The organism is Mycobacterium asiaticum, from assembly GCF_001673365.1.
GTDB classification, from domain to species: Bacteria; Actinomycetota; Actinomycetes; order Mycobacteriales; family Mycobacteriaceae; genus Mycobacterium; species Mycobacterium asiaticum_A.
This window is the reverse complement of record NZ_LZLS01000041.1, coordinates 1-15,719: the sequence shown is the minus strand read 5'-3', so window position 1 is coordinate 15,719 and position 15,719 is coordinate 1. Positions and strand designations below refer to the sequence as shown.

General features: G+C 66.7%; 15 protein-coding genes and 3 pseudogenes. 11 read left to right on the top strand and 7 right to left on the bottom strand.

The genetic code is table 11. The features are described 5' to 3' along the window. A pseudogene (locus tag A5634_RS28885) lies at positions 1-237 on the top strand (chromosomal replication initiator protein DnaA); the annotation flags it as partial. On the opposite strand, the pseudogene A5634_RS04510 reads toward A5634_RS28885, so the two are convergent. Continuing rightward, positions 183-500 (bottom strand): annotated as a pseudogene (locus tag A5634_RS04510) (chromosomal replication initiator protein DnaA); the annotation flags it as partial. The pseudogenes A5634_RS28885 and A5634_RS04510 overlap by 55 nt on opposite strands. A 564-nt stretch (positions 501-1,064) precedes the next feature. Between A5634_RS04510 and rpmH the strand changes: the two are divergent. The 9 genes from rpmH (at position 1,065) to A5634_RS04475 (ending at position 7,928) form a co-directional block, all read left to right on the top strand. Further along, positions 1,065-1,208 carry a 50S ribosomal protein L34 gene (rpmH, locus tag A5634_RS26995; RefSeq protein ID WP_005142265.1) on the top strand — a complete coding sequence of 48 codons (144 nt, stop codon included), beginning with the start codon at positions 1,065-1,067 and terminating at the stop codon, positions 1,206-1,208. 33 nt (positions 1,209-1,241) lie between these two features. Next, on the top strand, positions 1,242-1,604 hold the full coding sequence (gene rnpA / locus A5634_RS04505) for a ribonuclease P protein component (protein ID WP_065142884.1): 363 nt from the start codon (positions 1,242-1,244) through the stop codon (positions 1,602-1,604). After that, on the top strand, positions 1,601-1,954 hold the full coding sequence (gene yidD, locus A5634_RS26990; protein ID WP_081290193.1) for a membrane protein insertion efficiency factor YidD: 354 nt from the start codon (positions 1,601-1,603) through the stop codon (positions 1,952-1,954). Before rnpA ends, yidD begins: the two co-directional genes overlap by 4 nt. Beyond that, entirely contained in the window at positions 1,938-3,068 is a 1,131-nt protein-coding gene (yidC, locus tag A5634_RS04500) for a membrane protein insertase YidC (protein WP_155769359.1), read from the top strand. The genes yidD and yidC overlap by 17 nt, the downstream gene beginning before the upstream one ends. A gap of 124 nt (positions 3,069-3,192) precedes the next feature. Continuing rightward, positions 3,193-3,759 carry a protein jag gene (locus tag A5634_RS04495; RefSeq protein ID WP_065142883.1) on the top strand — a complete coding sequence of 189 codons (567 nt, stop codon included), beginning with the start codon at positions 3,193-3,195 and terminating at the stop codon, positions 3,757-3,759. A 103-nt stretch (positions 3,760-3,862) separates the two neighbouring features. Further along, a complete protein-coding gene (gene rsmG, locus A5634_RS04490; protein ID WP_065142882.1) occupies positions 3,863-4,597 on the top strand; it encodes a 16S rRNA (guanine(527)-N(7))-methyltransferase RsmG in 735 nt (244 codons plus the stop codon). Next, positions 4,594-5,643, top strand: a complete 1,050-nt coding sequence (locus tag A5634_RS04485) for a ParA family protein (protein WP_437339940.1) — start codon at positions 4,594-4,596, stop codon at positions 5,641-5,643. The genes rsmG and A5634_RS04485 overlap by 4 nt, the downstream gene beginning before the upstream one ends. A gap of 3 nt (positions 5,644-5,646) precedes the next feature. Continuing rightward, positions 5,647-6,639, top strand: coding sequence for a ParB/RepB/Spo0J family partition protein (locus tag A5634_RS04480; RefSeq protein WP_065142880.1), 993 nt, complete (start codon positions 5,647-5,649; stop codon positions 6,637-6,639). A gap of 440 nt (positions 6,640-7,079) precedes the next feature. Beyond that, a complete protein-coding gene (locus A5634_RS04475; RefSeq protein ID WP_437339939.1) occupies positions 7,080-7,928 on the top strand; it encodes an acetyltransferase in 849 nt (282 codons plus the stop codon). On the opposite strand, the gene A5634_RS04470 is transcribed toward A5634_RS04475, so the two are convergent. The 6 genes from A5634_RS04470 to murJ form a co-directional block, all read right to left on the bottom strand. Continuing rightward, complete coding sequence (locus A5634_RS04470) at positions 7,915-9,141, bottom strand: N-acetylmuramoyl-L-alanine amidase (protein WP_065142879.1); 1,227 nt, start codon at positions 9,139-9,141, stop codon at positions 7,915-7,917. The genes A5634_RS04475 and A5634_RS04470 overlap by 14 nt on opposite strands. A 144-nt stretch (positions 9,142-9,285) precedes the next feature. Continuing rightward, complete coding sequence (gene trxA, locus A5634_RS04465; protein ID WP_065142878.1) at positions 9,286-9,636, bottom strand: thioredoxin; 351 nt, start codon at positions 9,634-9,636, stop codon at positions 9,286-9,288. Further along, complete coding sequence (gene trxB / locus A5634_RS04460) at positions 9,633-10,625, bottom strand: thioredoxin-disulfide reductase (protein WP_065142877.1); 993 nt, start codon at positions 10,623-10,625, stop codon at positions 9,633-9,635. Before trxB ends, trxA begins: the two co-directional genes overlap by 4 nt. Positions 10,626-10,726: 101 nt before the next feature. Continuing rightward, complete coding sequence (locus tag A5634_RS04455) at positions 10,727-11,377, bottom strand: hypothetical protein (protein WP_065142876.1); 651 nt, start codon at positions 11,375-11,377, stop codon at positions 10,727-10,729. Positions 11,378-11,449: 72 nt separating this feature from the next. Beyond that, complete coding sequence (sigM, locus tag A5634_RS04450; protein ID WP_065142875.1) at positions 11,450-12,034, bottom strand: RNA polymerase sigma factor SigM; 585 nt, start codon at positions 12,032-12,034, stop codon at positions 11,450-11,452. A 58-nt stretch (positions 12,035-12,092) separates the two neighbouring features. Continuing rightward, positions 12,093-15,638, bottom strand: a complete 3,546-nt coding sequence (gene murJ, locus A5634_RS04445; protein WP_065142874.1) for a murein biosynthesis integral membrane protein MurJ — start codon at positions 15,636-15,638, stop codon at positions 12,093-12,095. Between murJ and A5634_RS30265 the strand changes: the two are divergent. After that, positions 15,584-15,719: pseudogene (locus tag A5634_RS30265) on the top strand (hypothetical protein); the annotation flags it as partial. The gene murJ and the pseudogene A5634_RS30265 sit on opposite strands and share 55 nt — an antisense overlap.

Sequence of the window (15,719 nt, the reverse complement as noted above, 5' to 3'; positions counted from 1 at the left end):
GGCCAACAGATTCAGCTCGGCGTACGGATCGCTCCGCCACCGGCCGACGACGACGCCGTCACCCCGGACGTTTCGGCACCGGTGGACGATCAGGACGCTGACTCGATTACCGAGAACGACGAGACCGACGAGACCGACAGCGGTTCTGGACAGAACTGGCCGAGTTACTTCGCCGAAACGTCCGGGGTGACGGCGTCGTCGTCGGCCGGTGGCGGAGCGATCCGTACGCCGAGCTGAATCTGTTGGCCAAGCCGACGGCTGAGCGCATCGGTGATCGGGGTGCGCAGGTGGCGTTCGATTTCGTTTTGGACGAACACGCTTGGCACCGACAGCAGAGCAAAGCCCTCGACGATGGTGAGCGGCTGGACCAAATTCAGCCAAGCTCTTTGCTGGGGCGTCAGTGGAGTGGTGAGGGCGGAGCCGTTGCCGACATCCCCGTTGAGTTCGGAGACGACCGCGTTCCACACGGTGGCAAAGCCGGAACCGGGGTCATCGGTCAACGACGCATCTCCCTGGTCTGACGGTCGAAGTACGACTGGCTTGGTGATGACAACAGCCCCTGTCCACATGGTTATCCACAGATGTGGAAAGGACGGTCGATAACGTACCGCAGCCTACGGCCACGGCTCGCGACCTCCGTGCTGGGGACAGCCCTGTGGTTGTCCAATCAGCTAGTAGATCCGCCATCCTGTTTGTCGTTGACAGAGTCCCAAGTCCATACCGGCTTGGAAACTTACCCCGCCCGAAGCTAACAGTTTTCGTTCCAGCTGCCAACAGTTCTTTTGAATTCCGCGGGCGTTCCTGATGATCTCTGTGGCGCCGGAATGTGCTTGGGCCGGACGAGGTCTGCTCCACCTGGTCGAATATGGTGAGTCTGTTGTGACGGGCGAGGTTTGACCAGGAGAAGCCTCGTCAGTACCCTCAAACAGTCGCCCGAAAGTCGGCGATACGGCAGCGATCCGGAATAAGCACCCGGGGGCCGCGCCGGCCAGCAAGCGAGAACCCCTCCGACCATGTGTCACAAGTGGGCGGATGGTTTATGCAAACACAGCGAGGAGAACGCCGTGGCCAAGGGCAAGCGGACTTTCCAGCCGAACAACCGGCGCCGAGCCCGCGTGCACGGATTCCGACTGCGGATGCGCACCCGTGCGGGGCGGGCCATTGTCACCGGTCGGCGTCGTAAGGGCCGCCGCTCTCTGACTGCCTGATCGCCACCTCGGGTTTCCCAGGGGTGTCCAGCGGTGCTTTCCGCACGCAACCGCATGAGGCGGTCGACGGAGTTTGACGCGACGGTGAAGTACGGGATGCGCACAGTGCAGCCCGACGTCATCGTCCACGTCCGTCGCGGCAATCAATATGAGGACGACCCGGGTCCCCGGGTCGGTCTGATCATTGCCAAGCGGGTGGGTACAGCCGTCGAGCGGCATCGAGTCGCGCGGCGGCTGCGTCATGTTGCGCGACCGATGCTGGACGGTTTACATCCGCGGGACCAAATCGTGATCCGTGCGTTGCCCAGTAGCCGACAGGTCTCGTCGGCCCGGCTGGCCCAACAACTGCGCAGTGGTCTGCGACGCGCCTTCGAACTGGCGGGTACCGAACGGTGAGTCTGTCGGCGCAAAGTCCCTCGCGCGCGGCGCGGTCCGTGGGCAGGGTAGGCACCCTGGTCGCGCGGGCGTTGATTTACCTGATTCAGCTTTACCGGCATATGGTGTCGCCGCTGCGGCCGGCGACGTGTCGGTTCATCCCGACCTGTAGTCAGTACGCCGTGGAGGCACTTTCCGAATACGGAGCGATTCGGGGGAGTTGGCTGGCGGTGGCCCGGCTGGCCAAGTGCGGTCCGTGGCATCGGGGAGGATGGGATCCAATTCCGGAGCGCCGCGGGTGCCCGGTCGACGTTGATGATGCCGCCGGGGAGACCCCGGCGACGCAAGGGGAGAGTGCATCTTTTGTTTGATTTCTTCAGCCTCGACTTCGTCTACTACCCGGTGTCGGCGATCATGTGGGTCTGGTACAAAGCATTCGCTTTCGTACTCGGGCCGGACAACTTCTTCGCCTGGGCCCTGTCGGTGATGTTCCTGGTTTTCACGCTGCGCGCGCTGCTCTACAAGCCGTTCGTGCGACAGATCCGGACCACCCGGCAGATGCAGGAACTGCAGCCACAGATCAAGGCGCTGCAAAAGAAGTACGGCAAGGACCGGCAGCGGATGGCGCTGGAGATGCAGAAGCTGCAACGCGAGCACGGCTTCAACCCGATCCTGGGCTGCCTGCCGATGCTGGCTCAGTTGCCGGTGTTCCTCGGGCTCTATCACGTGCTTCGGTCGTTCAACCGGACCACTGGCGGCTTCGGTTTGCAGTCGATGTCGGTGGAGCAGAACAGGCTCATCGGCAACTACATCTTCACCGCCACCGATGTGCAGAACTTCCTCAAGGCCAATCTGTTTGGGGCACCCATCGGTGCGTCGATGACCCAGCAGGGCGGCCTGGATGCGTTCGAACATTTCAGCCGGCCCGCGGTGATCGCGGTCGGGGCGCCGGTGATGCTGCTGGCCGGCGTGGCGACGTACTTCAACAGCCGGGCTTCGGTCGCGCGGCAGAGCGCCGAGGCGGCGGCGAACCCGCAGACCGCGATGATGAACAAATTGGCGCTGTACGTGTTCCCGCTGGGCGTGGTGGTCGGCGGTCCGTTCCTGCCGCTGGCGATCATCCTTTACTGGTTCGCCAACAACATCTGGACGTTCGGTCAGCAGCACTACGTGTTCGGCATGATCGAAAAAGAGGATGAGGCCAAGAAGCAGGAAGTGCTGCAACGCAGAGCGGCCAACGCACCCGCGCCCGGAGCCAAACCCAAGCGCAACAAGGCGACACCGGTTGGTGGTAACGCTGCTGGGTCGGACCCAGAGCCGTCCGAGCCCGACCCGGAGTCAGCCGCCGAAACCGATGTGAAGACCGGGAAGACGTCCCCGGTTCAGTCGAACAAGTCGAGTCCGGTGAACCGCAACACCTCTGCTTCGGGCGGTCCGGGCCGAACTCCACGGCCCGGCGCACGACCGAAAAAACGCAAACGTTAGCGAGCGCGCCCGCGCTTGCCGGGACTCAGGCCAGACAGCAGGCCGGACGGTCCCAGAAGTACCGAGCAGGAGACCGCGGCGGGATGCCGTGACAAACCAACCCGTGGATGAGGGAGAGAAAGACATGACCGACGCTGACACCACCGAGATCGAGTCGGATCTCGAGACGACGGACGCTGCGACGGATCCGTCGGATGCGCAGGCCGCGACCGACGAAACCGAGGACCTGGAGGAGCGCCTGGTCGCCGAAGGTGAGATCGCCGGCGACTACCTGGAAGAGCTATTGGACCTACTGGACTTCGACGGCGACATCGACCTCGACGTCGAGGGCAACCGCGCGGTCGTCAGCATCGACGGCAGCGACGACCTGAACAAGTTGGTGGGGCGCGGGGGAGAGGTGCTCGACGCACTGCAGGAGCTGACCCGTCTGGCCGTGCACCAGAAGACCGGCGTGCGCAGTCGGCTGATGCTCGACATCGCCAGTTGGCGCCGGCGGCGCCGCGAAGAGTTGGCGTCGCTGGGAGACAAGGTGGCGCGGCGAGTGGCCGAGACGGGAGAGCGCGAGGCGCTGTCGCCGATGACACCGTTCGAGCGCAAGATCGTCCACGATGCCGTGGCCGCGGTCGCCGGCGTGCATAGCGAAAGCGAAGGCGTGGAGCCCTCGCGCCGCGTCGTCGTTCTGCGTGACTGATTCGTGATCGGGCGTGACCGGGCCGTGACTACCCGAGTTACAGGGATGTAGTTCGGGAAGACGTGCCTACTGCGGGATGGCGACGCGAGGGTAGAGCGGAGGAATGTTTCACGTGAAACATGTCGATCCGTCCGCACGGACGGCGCCCGCTCCGGCCACTTCGCTCACCGCGCCGCCGGACTCTGCCGCCGCGATCTTCGGCGCGGGGCTGCCCCTGGCGCAGCGTTACGCCGAGGCCCTGGCGAGCGCGGGAGTCGAACGCGGCCTGGTGGGTCCCCGTGAAGTGGATCGACTGTGGGAGCGCCATCTGCTGAATTCCGCGGTTATTGGCGAGGTCTTGGACCAAGGTGCTCGAGTCGTCGATATCGGTAGTGGCGCGGGGTTGCCGGGGTTGCCGTTGGCGATTGCCCGGCCGGACCTCCGCATAGTGCTACTGGAACCTCTGTTGCGGCGCAGCGACTTCCTTCGCGAAGTCGTTGCGGAACTTGGAGTGCCGGTCGAAGTGGTCCGGGGCCGGGCAGAAGAGCGGTCGATTCGGGACGAGTTGGGCGGCAGCGACGCCGCGGTTTCTCGGGCCGTTTCCGCGTTGGACAAATTGACGAAGTGGAGTATGCCGTTGCTAAGGCAAGGCGGACTGATGGTGGCGATGAAGGGGGAGCGAGCTCCCGACGAAGTTCGCGAACACCGGCGTGTGATGGAGGCGGCCGGAGCCGTCGATGTCAGGGTGGTGACATGTGGCGCGAACTATTTGGAACAGCCCGCAACCGCGGTGCTGGCACATCGGGGAGCGCTTCCACGCAAGCTCCGGCGGTCCAGGCAGGGGGGAGCGGCGGTATGAGGTTCACCCGCAATACCCAGCAGCCAGGGACACGGCCTACCGATGCCGCGCCGCCGTCTCAGGCCCCAGCAGCCACGTCGAGCCCGACGGCACCAGCGCCGCCCCCAGTAGCGGCCGCGCCCGGCGGCGCGCACAATCCGACGGTGAATGTTTCACGTGAAACATCGGCTGAATTCGATACTCCGATTGGCGCCGCTGCCGAACGCGCGATGCGGGTGCTGCACACCACTCACGAACCGCTGCAACGGCCGCGCCATCGCCGGGTCTTCACGATCGCGAACCAGAAGGGCGGCGTAGGCAAGACCACGACGGCAGTCAACCTCGCTGCGGCACTCGCGGTCCAGGGGCTCAAGACCCTCGTGATCGACCTCGACCCGCAGGGCAATGCGAGCACCGCGCTGGGTATCGCCGACCGGCAGTCCGGCACCCCGTCCTCCTACGAGATGCTCATCGGCGAGGTGACGATACGCGAAGCGCTGCGGCAGAGCCCGCACAGCGACCGGCTGTTCTGCGTGCCGGCGACAATCGATCTGGCGGGCGCGGAGATCGAACTCGTCAGCATGGTGGCGCGGGAGAACCGGTTGCGCAACGCGCTGGCCGAGTTGGACAATTTCGACTTCGACTACGTCTTTGTGGATTGCCCGCCATCGTTGGGCTTGCTCACCATCAACGCCCTCGTCGCGGCGCCCGAAGTCCTGATCCCGATTCAGTGCGAGTACTACGCCCTCGAGGGGGTGTCACAGCTGATGCGCAACATCGAAATGGTGAAGGCCCACCTGAATCCGCAACTCGACGTCACCACCGTCATCCTCACCATGTACGACGGGCGGACCAAGCTCGCCGATCAGGTGGCCGAGGAAGTCCGGCGATACTTCGGCGACAAGGTGCTGCGCACGGTGATCCCGCGCAGCGTCAAAGTCTCGGAGGCACCGGGCTACAGCATGACGATCATCGATTACGATCCCGGTTCGCGTGGCGCGATGAGTTATCTGGATGCCAGCCGCGAACTCGCGCAGCGCGATCGACCACCAGCCGGGAGGGGATAGGTCATGACGACTCCATCACGTAGGAAAGGCGGCCTGGGCCGCGGCCTGGCGTCCCTGATTCCGACGGGTCCGGCCGAAGGTGACGCGGGGCCCGCCACGCTCGGGCCGCGGATGGGCTCGGCCGCGGCCGACGTCGTGATCGGTGGACCCGTGGACGGCGGACCGGACGCTGCCGCCATGGGCGCGGTGTATCGCGAGATCGCGCCGTCGGATATCGAGGCCAATCCGCGCCAACCGCGGCAGGTGTTCGACGAAGAAGCACTCTCGGAACTGGTGCACTCGATCCGGGAGTTCGGACTGCTGCAACCGATCGTGGTGCGCGCGGTTCCGTCGTCGGAGAGCGGCGCCCGGTATCAGATCGTGATGGGGGAGCGACGCTGGCGGGCGGCGCAGGAAGCCGGCCTGACGACCATCCCGGCGATCGTGCGCGAGACCGGCGACGACAATCTGCTGCGCGACGCCTTGCTGGAGAACATCCACCGAGTGCAGCTGAACCCGTTGGAAGAAGCGGCCGCATACCAGCAACTCCTCGACGAGTTCGGGGTCACCCACGACGAACTGGCCGCGCGCATCGGCCGGTCGCGCCCGTTGATCACCAACATGATCCGGTTGCTCAAGCTGCCTATCCCCGTGCAGCGACGGGTCGCCGCGGGGGTGCTGTCCGCCGGGCACGCCCGGGCGCTGCTGTCGTTGGAAGCCGGGTCCGAGGCACAAGAGGAACTGGCGAGCCGCATCGTCGCAGAGGGGCTATCGGTCCGGGCCACCGAGGAGGCGGTCACGCTGGCGAACCGCAGTGACGGCGCGAAGCCGGCGCCGCCGCGGCGCAAGCCGATCCAGATGCCGGGGCTGCAGGACGTTGCTGAGCGGCTGTCGAATGCCTTCGACACCCGCGTGACGGTCGCCCTCGGCAAACGTAAGGGCAAGATTGTGGTGGAGTTCGGCTCGGTGGACGATCTTCAGCGAATCATCGATCTGATGACCGCGAAGAAGCCCTGAGCAGGCCCGACCAGACATATTCTGTAATTACGTCACTGTGACACTGGACTGATCCCGGGCCGTACCCCAACCCGCACCGGGCACTTCGATCCGACGGAGACTTGCTGTGCGTCAACGGATTTCGAGCTGCGAGCTGCTGTCGAGCACGCCGCCGCGGTGTGCTCGGGCACGGTGGTCGCAGCGGTCGGGGAGTGGCGGCGGCGGCAGGGCCGGCCGCGCGGTGTGCCGGCGCGCTCGCCACTGGCCCGAGGGCAACCAACTCTCCTATCCTGAGGGGGTTGCCGGCGCACGTCGGCCCTTGCGAGAGAAGGTGGCAGAAAAGAACGGGTGGGGACCCGGTATCACGAATGGCATCACCGATGACGGGTCATGCAATGTTGCCGAACGCGGGGCGGTATGTGGAGCGAAGCCACGGATACCGCACGGAGGCTAGGAGTCTAGTGTCAGCTCGGATTACAGCGCTGCGGCTCGAGGCCTTCGAGCAGCTTCCCAAGCACGCGCGCCGTTGCGTCTACTGGGAGGTCGACCCGGCGACGCTCGGCAAGGATGAGCATCTGGCTGACCCGGAGTTCGAAAAAGAGGCGTGGCTGTCCATGGTCATGCTGGAGTGGGGTTCGTGCGGCCAGGTGGCGACGGCGATCCCCGACGAGCGCAGTCAAGCCGAGCCGCCGTGCTTGGGCTACATCTTGTACGCGCCGCCGCGGGCAGTACCCAGGGCGCATCGCTTTCCCACCGGTCCGGTGTCTGCGGATGCGGTGCTGCTGACGTCGATGGGTGTGGAGCGCGGCCAGGCCGCTTCCACCGATCTGTCCGACCTGCCGCACAGCCTCATCGCACGGGTCATCGACGAGTTGATGCGCCGCGGTGTGCGGGCGCTGGAGGCATTCGGCCGCACCGAGGCGGCCACCGAGTTGCAGACTCGAGGGGACGCCCTCGAGATCAGTGACGTGCAACCAGTTCTGGAAGGACTGGGGGATTGCTCGGTCGAGCACTGCATCATCGACGCGGACTTTTTGTTGGATGCGGGATTTGTGGTGGTCGCCCCGCACCCGTACTTCCCGCGGCTACGCCTCGAGCTCGACAAGGGTCTGGGTTGGAAGGCCGAAGTCGAGGCCGCGCTGGAGCGTCTGCTGGAGAACGCTCAGTTGCAGCAGCCGGTGGGTGCGGGGTGCGCGCCGGCGGGGTCGGGCGACAACACGTTAAAGGCCCGCCAGACAAGCCCCGAGACAAGCCCCGAGCCAAGCCCACAGACAAGCGATATCACGGAGAACCGAATCAGGAACCGCTGATTCGGCTGGCCCGTTCCCGCTCCACCGACAGCTCGTGCGCCAGTAGTTCGGCGAAGGTGAATGTTCCGGTGGGCCGGTCATTCTTGCCCAACAGGTAAAGCCGCTTCACCGCGGCCAGAATGCCCTCGGCGATGGCGTCACGGGTCTGCGTCGAGATCAGCATCTCGCGGTCGCGGGGGTTGGTGATGTAGCCGACGTCAACCTGGACGGTAGGCATCCTGGTCAGCCGCAGCAGATCCCACGTCCGGCCGTGTACCCGGCAGTCCCGTAACCCGGTGCGCGCCACCACTTCCCGCTGAATGAAATCGGCGAGGTTGCGGCCGATGGTGGACACCGAACCGTGCGAGTTGCCGAAGTGAAAGGACGCCACCCCGTTGGCCGACGGACTGGTCTGAGTTTCGCAACGCAGACTAATCATCAGGTCTGCGCCAACGGAATTGGCGGTGGCGGCCCGCTCGGCATCCGATGGGCTGCGGTTGGTCGGGCGGGACAGGAACGTCTCCATACCGATGGCCGTCATCCGGCCTTCGAGACGACTTGCCAAGTCCCACAACACGTCTGACTCACTGATCGGGCCGGCCGAACCCTGGGTGATCAGGCCGTGGTCACCGCCGCCGCGGCCCGGATCGATGATGATCCGCTTGCCCGACAGCTTCGGCCCGGAGCTGCGCACCAGCTCCTCTTCGCGAATCGCGTGCGGTGACCCACCGCTGACCCGGGAACTAAGAAAGTACAAGGAGCGCAACGTTTCCGGGCCGCAGATGCCGTCCGCGGACAGTCCGTACTCACGTTGGTAGGACATCAGCGCGTTGTGGGTCTGCAACCCGAAATGCCCGTCCACCAAACCGGTGTAGAAGCCTAGGTCCTGCAATCGGGCCTGCAGCGTCGCGACGTCGTCGCCGTAGAGCGGTGCCCCGAATTGGTGATACAGCGTGCGCGCGCCGAGCCGGTAGGACGCCTCCTTCAACGCGCGGTAGGTGGCCTCGCCGACGATGCCGTCCACCAGCAATCCCCGATGCTGTTGAAAGGCACGAACCGCATGGTCGAGTTCGCCGTCGAACACCTCAGCCGCGACGTGCGGACCAGTGGTCAGATCGTCGTCGGGGTTCTCCAGCATTCCCAGCGCGGCCAGCGCCGCCCGGATCTCGGTGACAGCGGCGCCACGGTCGCCACAGCGCAGCGCGTCGCCGTCTTCGCGGCGCGAACTCGGCATACCAAGGGCCCTCCGGGACTGATTGACACCACTGCAAATCGCAGCACAGTTAACCGATATTGTCGCAGATCCCCGCCGATATCGGGAAAACCCCAGGCCAACCGGCGGTGCGATTCGCCGACGAGATCGGGACGCGCTGCCCGGCTAAGCCAGGTTGGGAACCGCGTCCGAGAGCTCCCGCAGCAGCGCCGCCTTGCCCTTGGCGCCGACGATCCGCTTCACCGGCTGACCGTCCTTGAACAGGATCAGCGTGGGGATCGAGACCACCTGAAAGTCGCGGGCCGTCTCCGGGTTGGCGTCCACGTCGAGCTTGGCAACGGTGAGGTCGGCGGATCGCTCAGCGGCGATCTCTTCGAGTACCGGCGCCACCATCTTGCACGGTCCGCACCACGTCGCCCAAAAGTCAACCAGCACAGGCTTATTGCTGGATAACACCTCGGTGGAGAACGAGGCGTCGGAAACCTCGATGGTGGCGGACTCCTCCAGATTGCTCATCGCTGCGCTCCAATCAACTCGGTACTGTCGGCGTCTCCGGTCGCTTCGTGCTCGGCGAGCCACCGCTCGGCGTCGATGGCGGCCGCACAACCGCTACCCGCGGCGGTGATCGCCTGTCGATAGGTGCGGTCCACCAGGTCGCCGGCGGCGAACACGCCGTCCAGCGAGGTGCTGGTGGTGCGGCCCCGCACCAACACGTAGCCGTCGGAGTCTAGATCGATGGCGTCGCGCACCAGAGCCGAGCGTGGTTCGTGCCCGATCGCCACGAACACGCCCGTCACCGGCAGGGTGGTTTCTTCACCGGTCTTGGTGTCGCGCAACCGCAATCCGGTGACCGTGGTGTCGCCGTCGACTCCGAGGACGGCCTTGTTGGTCAGGATGGTGATCTTGTCGTTGGCCTGTGCCCGGTTGAGCATGATCTTGGAGGCGCGGAACTCCTCGCGACGGTGCACCAACGTGACGCTGCGCGCGAACCGGGTGAGGAAGGTGGCCTCCTCCATCGCGGAGTCGCCGCCGCCGATGACGGCGATGTCCTGGTCCCGGAAGAAGAACCCGTCGCAGGTGGCACAGGAGCTCACCCCCCGGCCGAGCAGTTCCTGTTCGCCGGGCACGTGCAGGTAGCGTGCAGCCGCACCCATCGCCAGGATGACCGCGCGGGCCTGGAACTCTTCACCTTCGGCTGTGACGACGGATTTGACCGGTCCATCCAGCGAAACCGACTCGACGTCCTCCATGCGCAGGTCGGCGCCGAAGCGCAACGCCTGTTCGCGCATCTCGTCCATCAATTCCGGACCGGTGATGCCGGCACGGAAACCGGGGTAGTTCTCCACCTCGGTGGTGGTCATCAGTGCGCCGCCGAACGAGGTGCCCTCGAAGACCAGTGGCTTGAGCTGCGCACGGGCGGTGTAGAGGGCCGCGGTGTATCCGGCCGGGCCGGAACCGATGACGATCACGTCGTGGATGGTGTCGGGTGAGGAAGGAGAGGTCATGCGGGCCTTTCAGGTTCGCCACAACGAAAGCGGGCTGCAATGCTACGAACGCCAGCGTAGGCACTGCTGTTCCCGGGAGCGACGCAAGACACCATTCGAGGCTAGGAGCGCGGTATCGCGGTCGTAGCCAGCAACCCGGTATCGGCGGCGCTGCAGTTGACTGCAACCGCGAAGGCCAACAGGGTGTCGGGCGTGTCACCGCGCATGACCAGCAGCACACCGGGGCGGGCGTTGACTTCGACCGGTTGGGCGCCCAGCACCGGTTCGGCCGCCGGATAGCCCAGGCCGGCCAGACATGATGCGCGCTGCGTCGCGCTGCCGAGCGCACCGAAATCGGGTGAGCGCTGCAGCAGCGCGCGGATCTCGTGGTCGGTTAGCGGGATCACCGGAACCGGGGTGGACACCGTGATGTGGTCGACGGTGGGCCCCATGCTGGGCGTGGACTCCGGTTGGTCGAGCAGTGCGACGGTGCCGACGCCCATCGCGGCCAGCACCGCGCACACACCGATAAATCCCGCGATCGCGCGGACCGGGCGCACGGGCGGCCGGGCGGCGTGAGCGGCACCCGAGGACGGGCCGGCGGCGGCGAGGTCGTCGCGAACCTGGTGCAGCGCCTGCAGCGTCGCCGCGGCGTGCGGGTCGGTGCGGATGCGGCTAGGCACGCGTGCGGCAGTGTCGTCGTCGAGCAGTCCGGCTTGCAGATCGGCGAGTTGGTCAACGGTCAGGGGCGGTTCATCCTCGGCGGAACTCATCCGCCCCAGTGTCCGTCATGGCGCCCCCCGGGTCGACGAGGCCATCGACATCAGCCGTGTCGCGCCGCGTGGCTAGCCGGTCTCAACTGCGTCGACGTCGTTCGCTGCTGGGACGTCGAGGTATCCCAGCAGGTAGGCCAGCCGGGCCCGCGCCCGGGCGCAACGACTCTTGACGGTGCCCTCGGGGATACGCAGTAACCGCGCCGTCTCGGCAATCGAATAGCCGTACATGTCGACCGCGACCACCGCCGCTCGCTGCGACACCGCCAGCCGCATCAGCGCCCGCTGCACCACCACCGCCGTTTCGACTTCGCGGGTGCGGTCAGGCACCACGTACCCGTTCTGAAACCCAACGGGCGGAGGCGGTTTGGTGCGACGCAGCCGGTCCAGGCAGGCGTTGAGCACGACGCGGTGCAGCCAAGTGCTGACCGCGGCTTCGTGTCGAAACGAGCCGGCGTTGCGATGTACCGAGAGCATCGCATCCTGGAAGGCGTCGTCGGCGTCTTCGGGGGAAGGGCTGGTGAGCCGCGCCAGCCCGTAGAGCGCACGGTGGTGGCGCCGCAACAGTTCGGCGAAGGCGTGGCGGTCACCGTCGACGTGCGCGGTCAGCAACTCGGCGTCGCTGCGCTGCCGCCGGTCCGCTCCCCAGAAGCCCACCGCCGGACGGTAACCAATCCGCGCGCGCCCGGCACTTCACCCGGGGCCGCGGTTGTGCTCAGGATGCGGCTTGAATCGTGAGCTCGGAGATGTCGGCCTCGCTCTTCCCGTCGGTGGTACCCAACGTCGAGATCCACACCAACAGGTTCGACGTCGGGGATGACGCTTTGACCTGGATGGTGTTGGGACCGGGCTTAAGTGTGGTGGCTGGGGCCAACACGGTGGTGTCCTCAAGCTTCGACGGATTCGCCGAAGACGAGGAGCGAATCTCAACCTTCGTGCCGGTGCTGGAAACGTTGAGGGTGACTACGCCCACGACCGTCGGGCGGGGCAACTGCAGCAGCAGTCCGACACCACTCTTGAAGCCCGGGAACGGGACTGAGTCGGAGTAGGTGTCGGTGTGCCAGGCGGTGCCGGGATTGCCGTCGATGGCCTGGCTGGCCTCACCGGGATTGTCGGCGTCGCCGCCGGGGGAAAACACCGTGGCTTTGGTGGGTCTGACGAAGCCGCCAGCCGGAGCGGTGCTGCCCGGGGAATCCGTGGCCGATGACGACGTCGGATTGTTGAGGCCCAGTTGCTCACCTTTGAGGCCGTTGCCGACATCGCCGAAGATCTTGCTGACCACCGACGCGAGCACCAGCAGCGCGACCAGCAGGATGGCTGCGCCGGCACCCAACCCGATCAGCAGGTTGCGGCGACGACGGGAGTAGACCTCGGTGCCGCGCTCGGCCTGCCGCCGCGGCGTGGCCGGCGCGGGGGGCTCGGCAATCGGACCGATCACCTCGGTACGGTCGGCGACCGCGGTGGCCTGCTGCAGCAAATTCAAAAGCGTTGAGGCACTGCGTATCCCGCCGTCTTCCTGAACGGACCGGACGGCGACGGCGGAAATCTGGAACGGAATGTCACGGTCGACGACGGTCGGTTCCACCGGCTGACCGTTGGCGTCCCGATCTGCCGGTGCCAACCCACTGCGCGCGCCGGCTTCCGGCAGCGGCCAGCGGTTGACCAACAAGGCGTACAGCGCGGCGCCGATGCCGCGGATGTCGTCTTGCGGGTTGGCGTCGGGCATGGTCGCCGGGTAAGCCAGCACGACGTCGCCCTCGATGCTCACGCGTACCCGGCTGGGATGGTCGAGCGAAAGCGCGACGCCGGCGCGGTGGGCCGCGTCGGCGGCCGCGGCCAGTGACTGCATGGCCCGGATCGCGCCCACCGGCGACGGCGACGTATCGGCCACTTCCTGCAGCGAGCCGCCGCGGATCCATTCCGCGACGACCAGGCCGCCCGAGCCGGTGTGCACGACGTCGAGCACCCGGGCGATGCCCGGCTTGTCGATCCGGCTCAGCCGCAGGGTGCGGGACAGGATCTCTTGCAGCACGTCGTCGGGCAGGGCGCCTTCCGGGTCGACGAAGGTGAGCGCTACTTGGCGGTCCAGCGCGGTGTCCAGCGCCTGCCAGAAGTGCAGGGGCGGGTTGCCGCCGTGCGAGATCAGCAGGCGGTAGCGGCCGTTGGCGATGCGGGCACCGGGCACCAGGTTCAGATCGTCTTGCGGCGGTTCGGGATCGCGTTCCCGCGGGGCGTCGAACGGGATAGGACCGCGCGTGTCAGCGGTGAGATCGCCATTGCGCTGGTCGCGCGGCGCCGGCTCCTTGCGGGACGGAATGTCGGGCTGGAAGTCGTCGGCCCGCGACAGCGGCGGTTCCTGGCCGCCCACCGAGTGAGTCGAGGCGCTATCCGAACTGCGGTCGGTCACCTCCGGTCCTTTCGCTATCCCGGTTCTGGCTACCGGAGGCCTGCGCCGGATCTGCTCCTGGACCGCGTTTCCCCCCGGCAGGGATTTTCTTTGCTCAGGGTACGTGACCGGGGAATGCCGCGACGACACCCGCGGCGTGGCGGCGGCCCGTCGCGATCGCCTGGCCGCACCGGCCCGGGTGCGGCGGGTTCGGATAGCGGCGAGCGCCGCCTGCGCTTCGGGAACCCGCGCGCCCAGCATGACCGCGGCCAGGATCGGCACCATGATCAGCCCCAGTACCAGCAGTCGTAGCAGCGAGCCCATGCCGCCGTGCTCGGTCAGCTGATGCAGTCCCAGCAGTCGGTCGACGACGTGGGCGATTAGGCCGGCCAGCAGGGAGGCGGCGATCGTCACCAGGATGGTGCGCACTTCGCCGAGACCGATCAGCCCACCGCCCTTGGGGCGCAGGCTGCGACGCAGCAGGAAATGGCCGACGACGGCCCCGGTCAAAAACCCCAGCCCGTTGGCGGTGCCTAGGTAGCCGGCGACCAGATCTTTGTTGTCGGTGACATGCGGGGCCAGCAGCGAACCGGCGATCTTGACCGCGGTGATCACGATGATGATCACGATGGGCGTCCACGGCTGCTCGCGGGCGTAGAACACCCGCAGTTGCAGCAGCACCAGCGCGTAAGGGATCAGGGTGAAGGCGGACAGCGAGATCGCCGCGCCCAGATAGCCGGCGTCTACCTGCCCGAAATGGCCGTAGGCGAACAGTGCGCTGCCCATCGCGGGTCCGCCGACGGTCATGAACGCCACCGCCGGGATCAGCGTGATCATGGTCAGCCGGGTGGCCAAGGACAGGTCGGCCAGCACCGCGGGGATGTCCTCGGCGGCCGCGTTGCGACTCAGCCGCGGCATCACCACCGTCAACACCGTCACGCCGATGATGCCGAACGGCAGCATCAGCACCAGCCAGGTGTAGTTGTAGATCGCCGGGCCAGAAGCGGCGGAGCCGCTGGCGATCTGGTTGCCCACCACGTAGCCGAGTTGGCTGATGACCACATAGAGCACCATCGCGGCGGCCATCGTGCCGAAGCGCTTGAGCCGTTCGTCGAGTCCCCACAGGGGGCGCAGGCTGATGTGCTGGCGTCGGATCGCCACCAGCAGCACCGCGGTCTGGGCGAACACCCCCAACGTGGTGCCGATGCCCAGCACCAGCAGTTTGGTGTTTCCCATCTCGACGGGGTCCACGGAGAGTTCGCCGGGAACGGCGAGGTATACCCCGAGGGTCGCGATGGCGACGACGTTGTTGACCACCGGCGCCCAGGCCGGCGGCCCGAATACGTTGCGGGTGTTCAGGATCGCCATGAACACCGAGGACAGGCCGTACACCAGGACCTGGGGCAGTAACAGGTAGGCGAAGGCGGTGGTCAGCGGCTCGCTGACCTCGGGACTGCGACCCAGCATCAGCCGCACCAGCAGGGGTGCGGCGAGCACCGACAGCGCGGTGGCCACCAGTAGCAATGTGGTGGCCAGGGTGACCAGGCGCCGCACGAAGGCCGCGCCGCCGTCGGGATCGTCCTGCTCGGCGCGGGCCAGCACCGGCACGAAGATCGCGGTGAAGGTCGCCTCGAGGACAAGGGCGGCGATCATGTTGGGTAGCTGGTTGGCCACCGAGAACGAGCTGGAAAGCGCCGCACCCAGGATCGCGGCCAGCAGCACGATGCGGGCGAAGCCGGTGAGCCGGCTGATTAGCGTCGCAAAGGCCATGCCCCAGGACCGCGACACCACCGCGGCGTCGGACAGTTCTTCCTGCCGGGGGCGTCGCGGTGCTCCCGGTGGTTGCTGCGGGGTCCAGCCGGGGCGGGGCGGCAGCCCCGGTGGTGGCGGCGCCGTTCGACCCGGCCGTCGGTGCCGCGCTGGCTGCCACCGGCACCAACCCGACGGTGCCGACGT

Coding starts and splice junctions, on each gene's coding strand:
- A5634_RS04495 (WP_065142883.1), top strand. CDS start 3,193: ATGACCGACGCTGACACCACCGAGATCGAGTCGGATCTCGAGACGACG.
- trxA (WP_065142878.1), bottom strand. CDS start 9,636: ATGAGCAATCTGGAGGAGTCCGCCACCATCGAGGTTTCCGACGCCTCG.
- A5634_RS04470 (WP_065142879.1), bottom strand. CDS start 9,141: ATGCCGAGTTCGCGCCGCGAAGACGGCGACGCGCTGCGCTGTGGCGAC.
- A5634_RS04485 (WP_437339940.1), top strand. CDS start 4,594: ATGAGGTTCACCCGCAATACCCAGCAGCCAGGGACACGGCCTACCGAT.
- A5634_RS04480 (WP_065142880.1), top strand. CDS start 5,647: ATGACGACTCCATCACGTAGGAAAGGCGGCCTGGGCCGCGGCCTGGCG.
- A5634_RS04455 (WP_065142876.1), bottom strand. CDS start 11,377: ATGAGTTCCGCCGAGGATGAACCGCCCCTGACCGTTGACCAACTCGCC.
- trxB (WP_065142877.1), bottom strand. CDS start 10,625: ATGACCTCTCCTTCCTCACCCGACACCATCCACGACGTGATCGTCATC.
- rsmG (WP_065142882.1), top strand. CDS start 3,863: ATGTTTCACGTGAAACATGTCGATCCGTCCGCACGGACGGCGCCCGCT.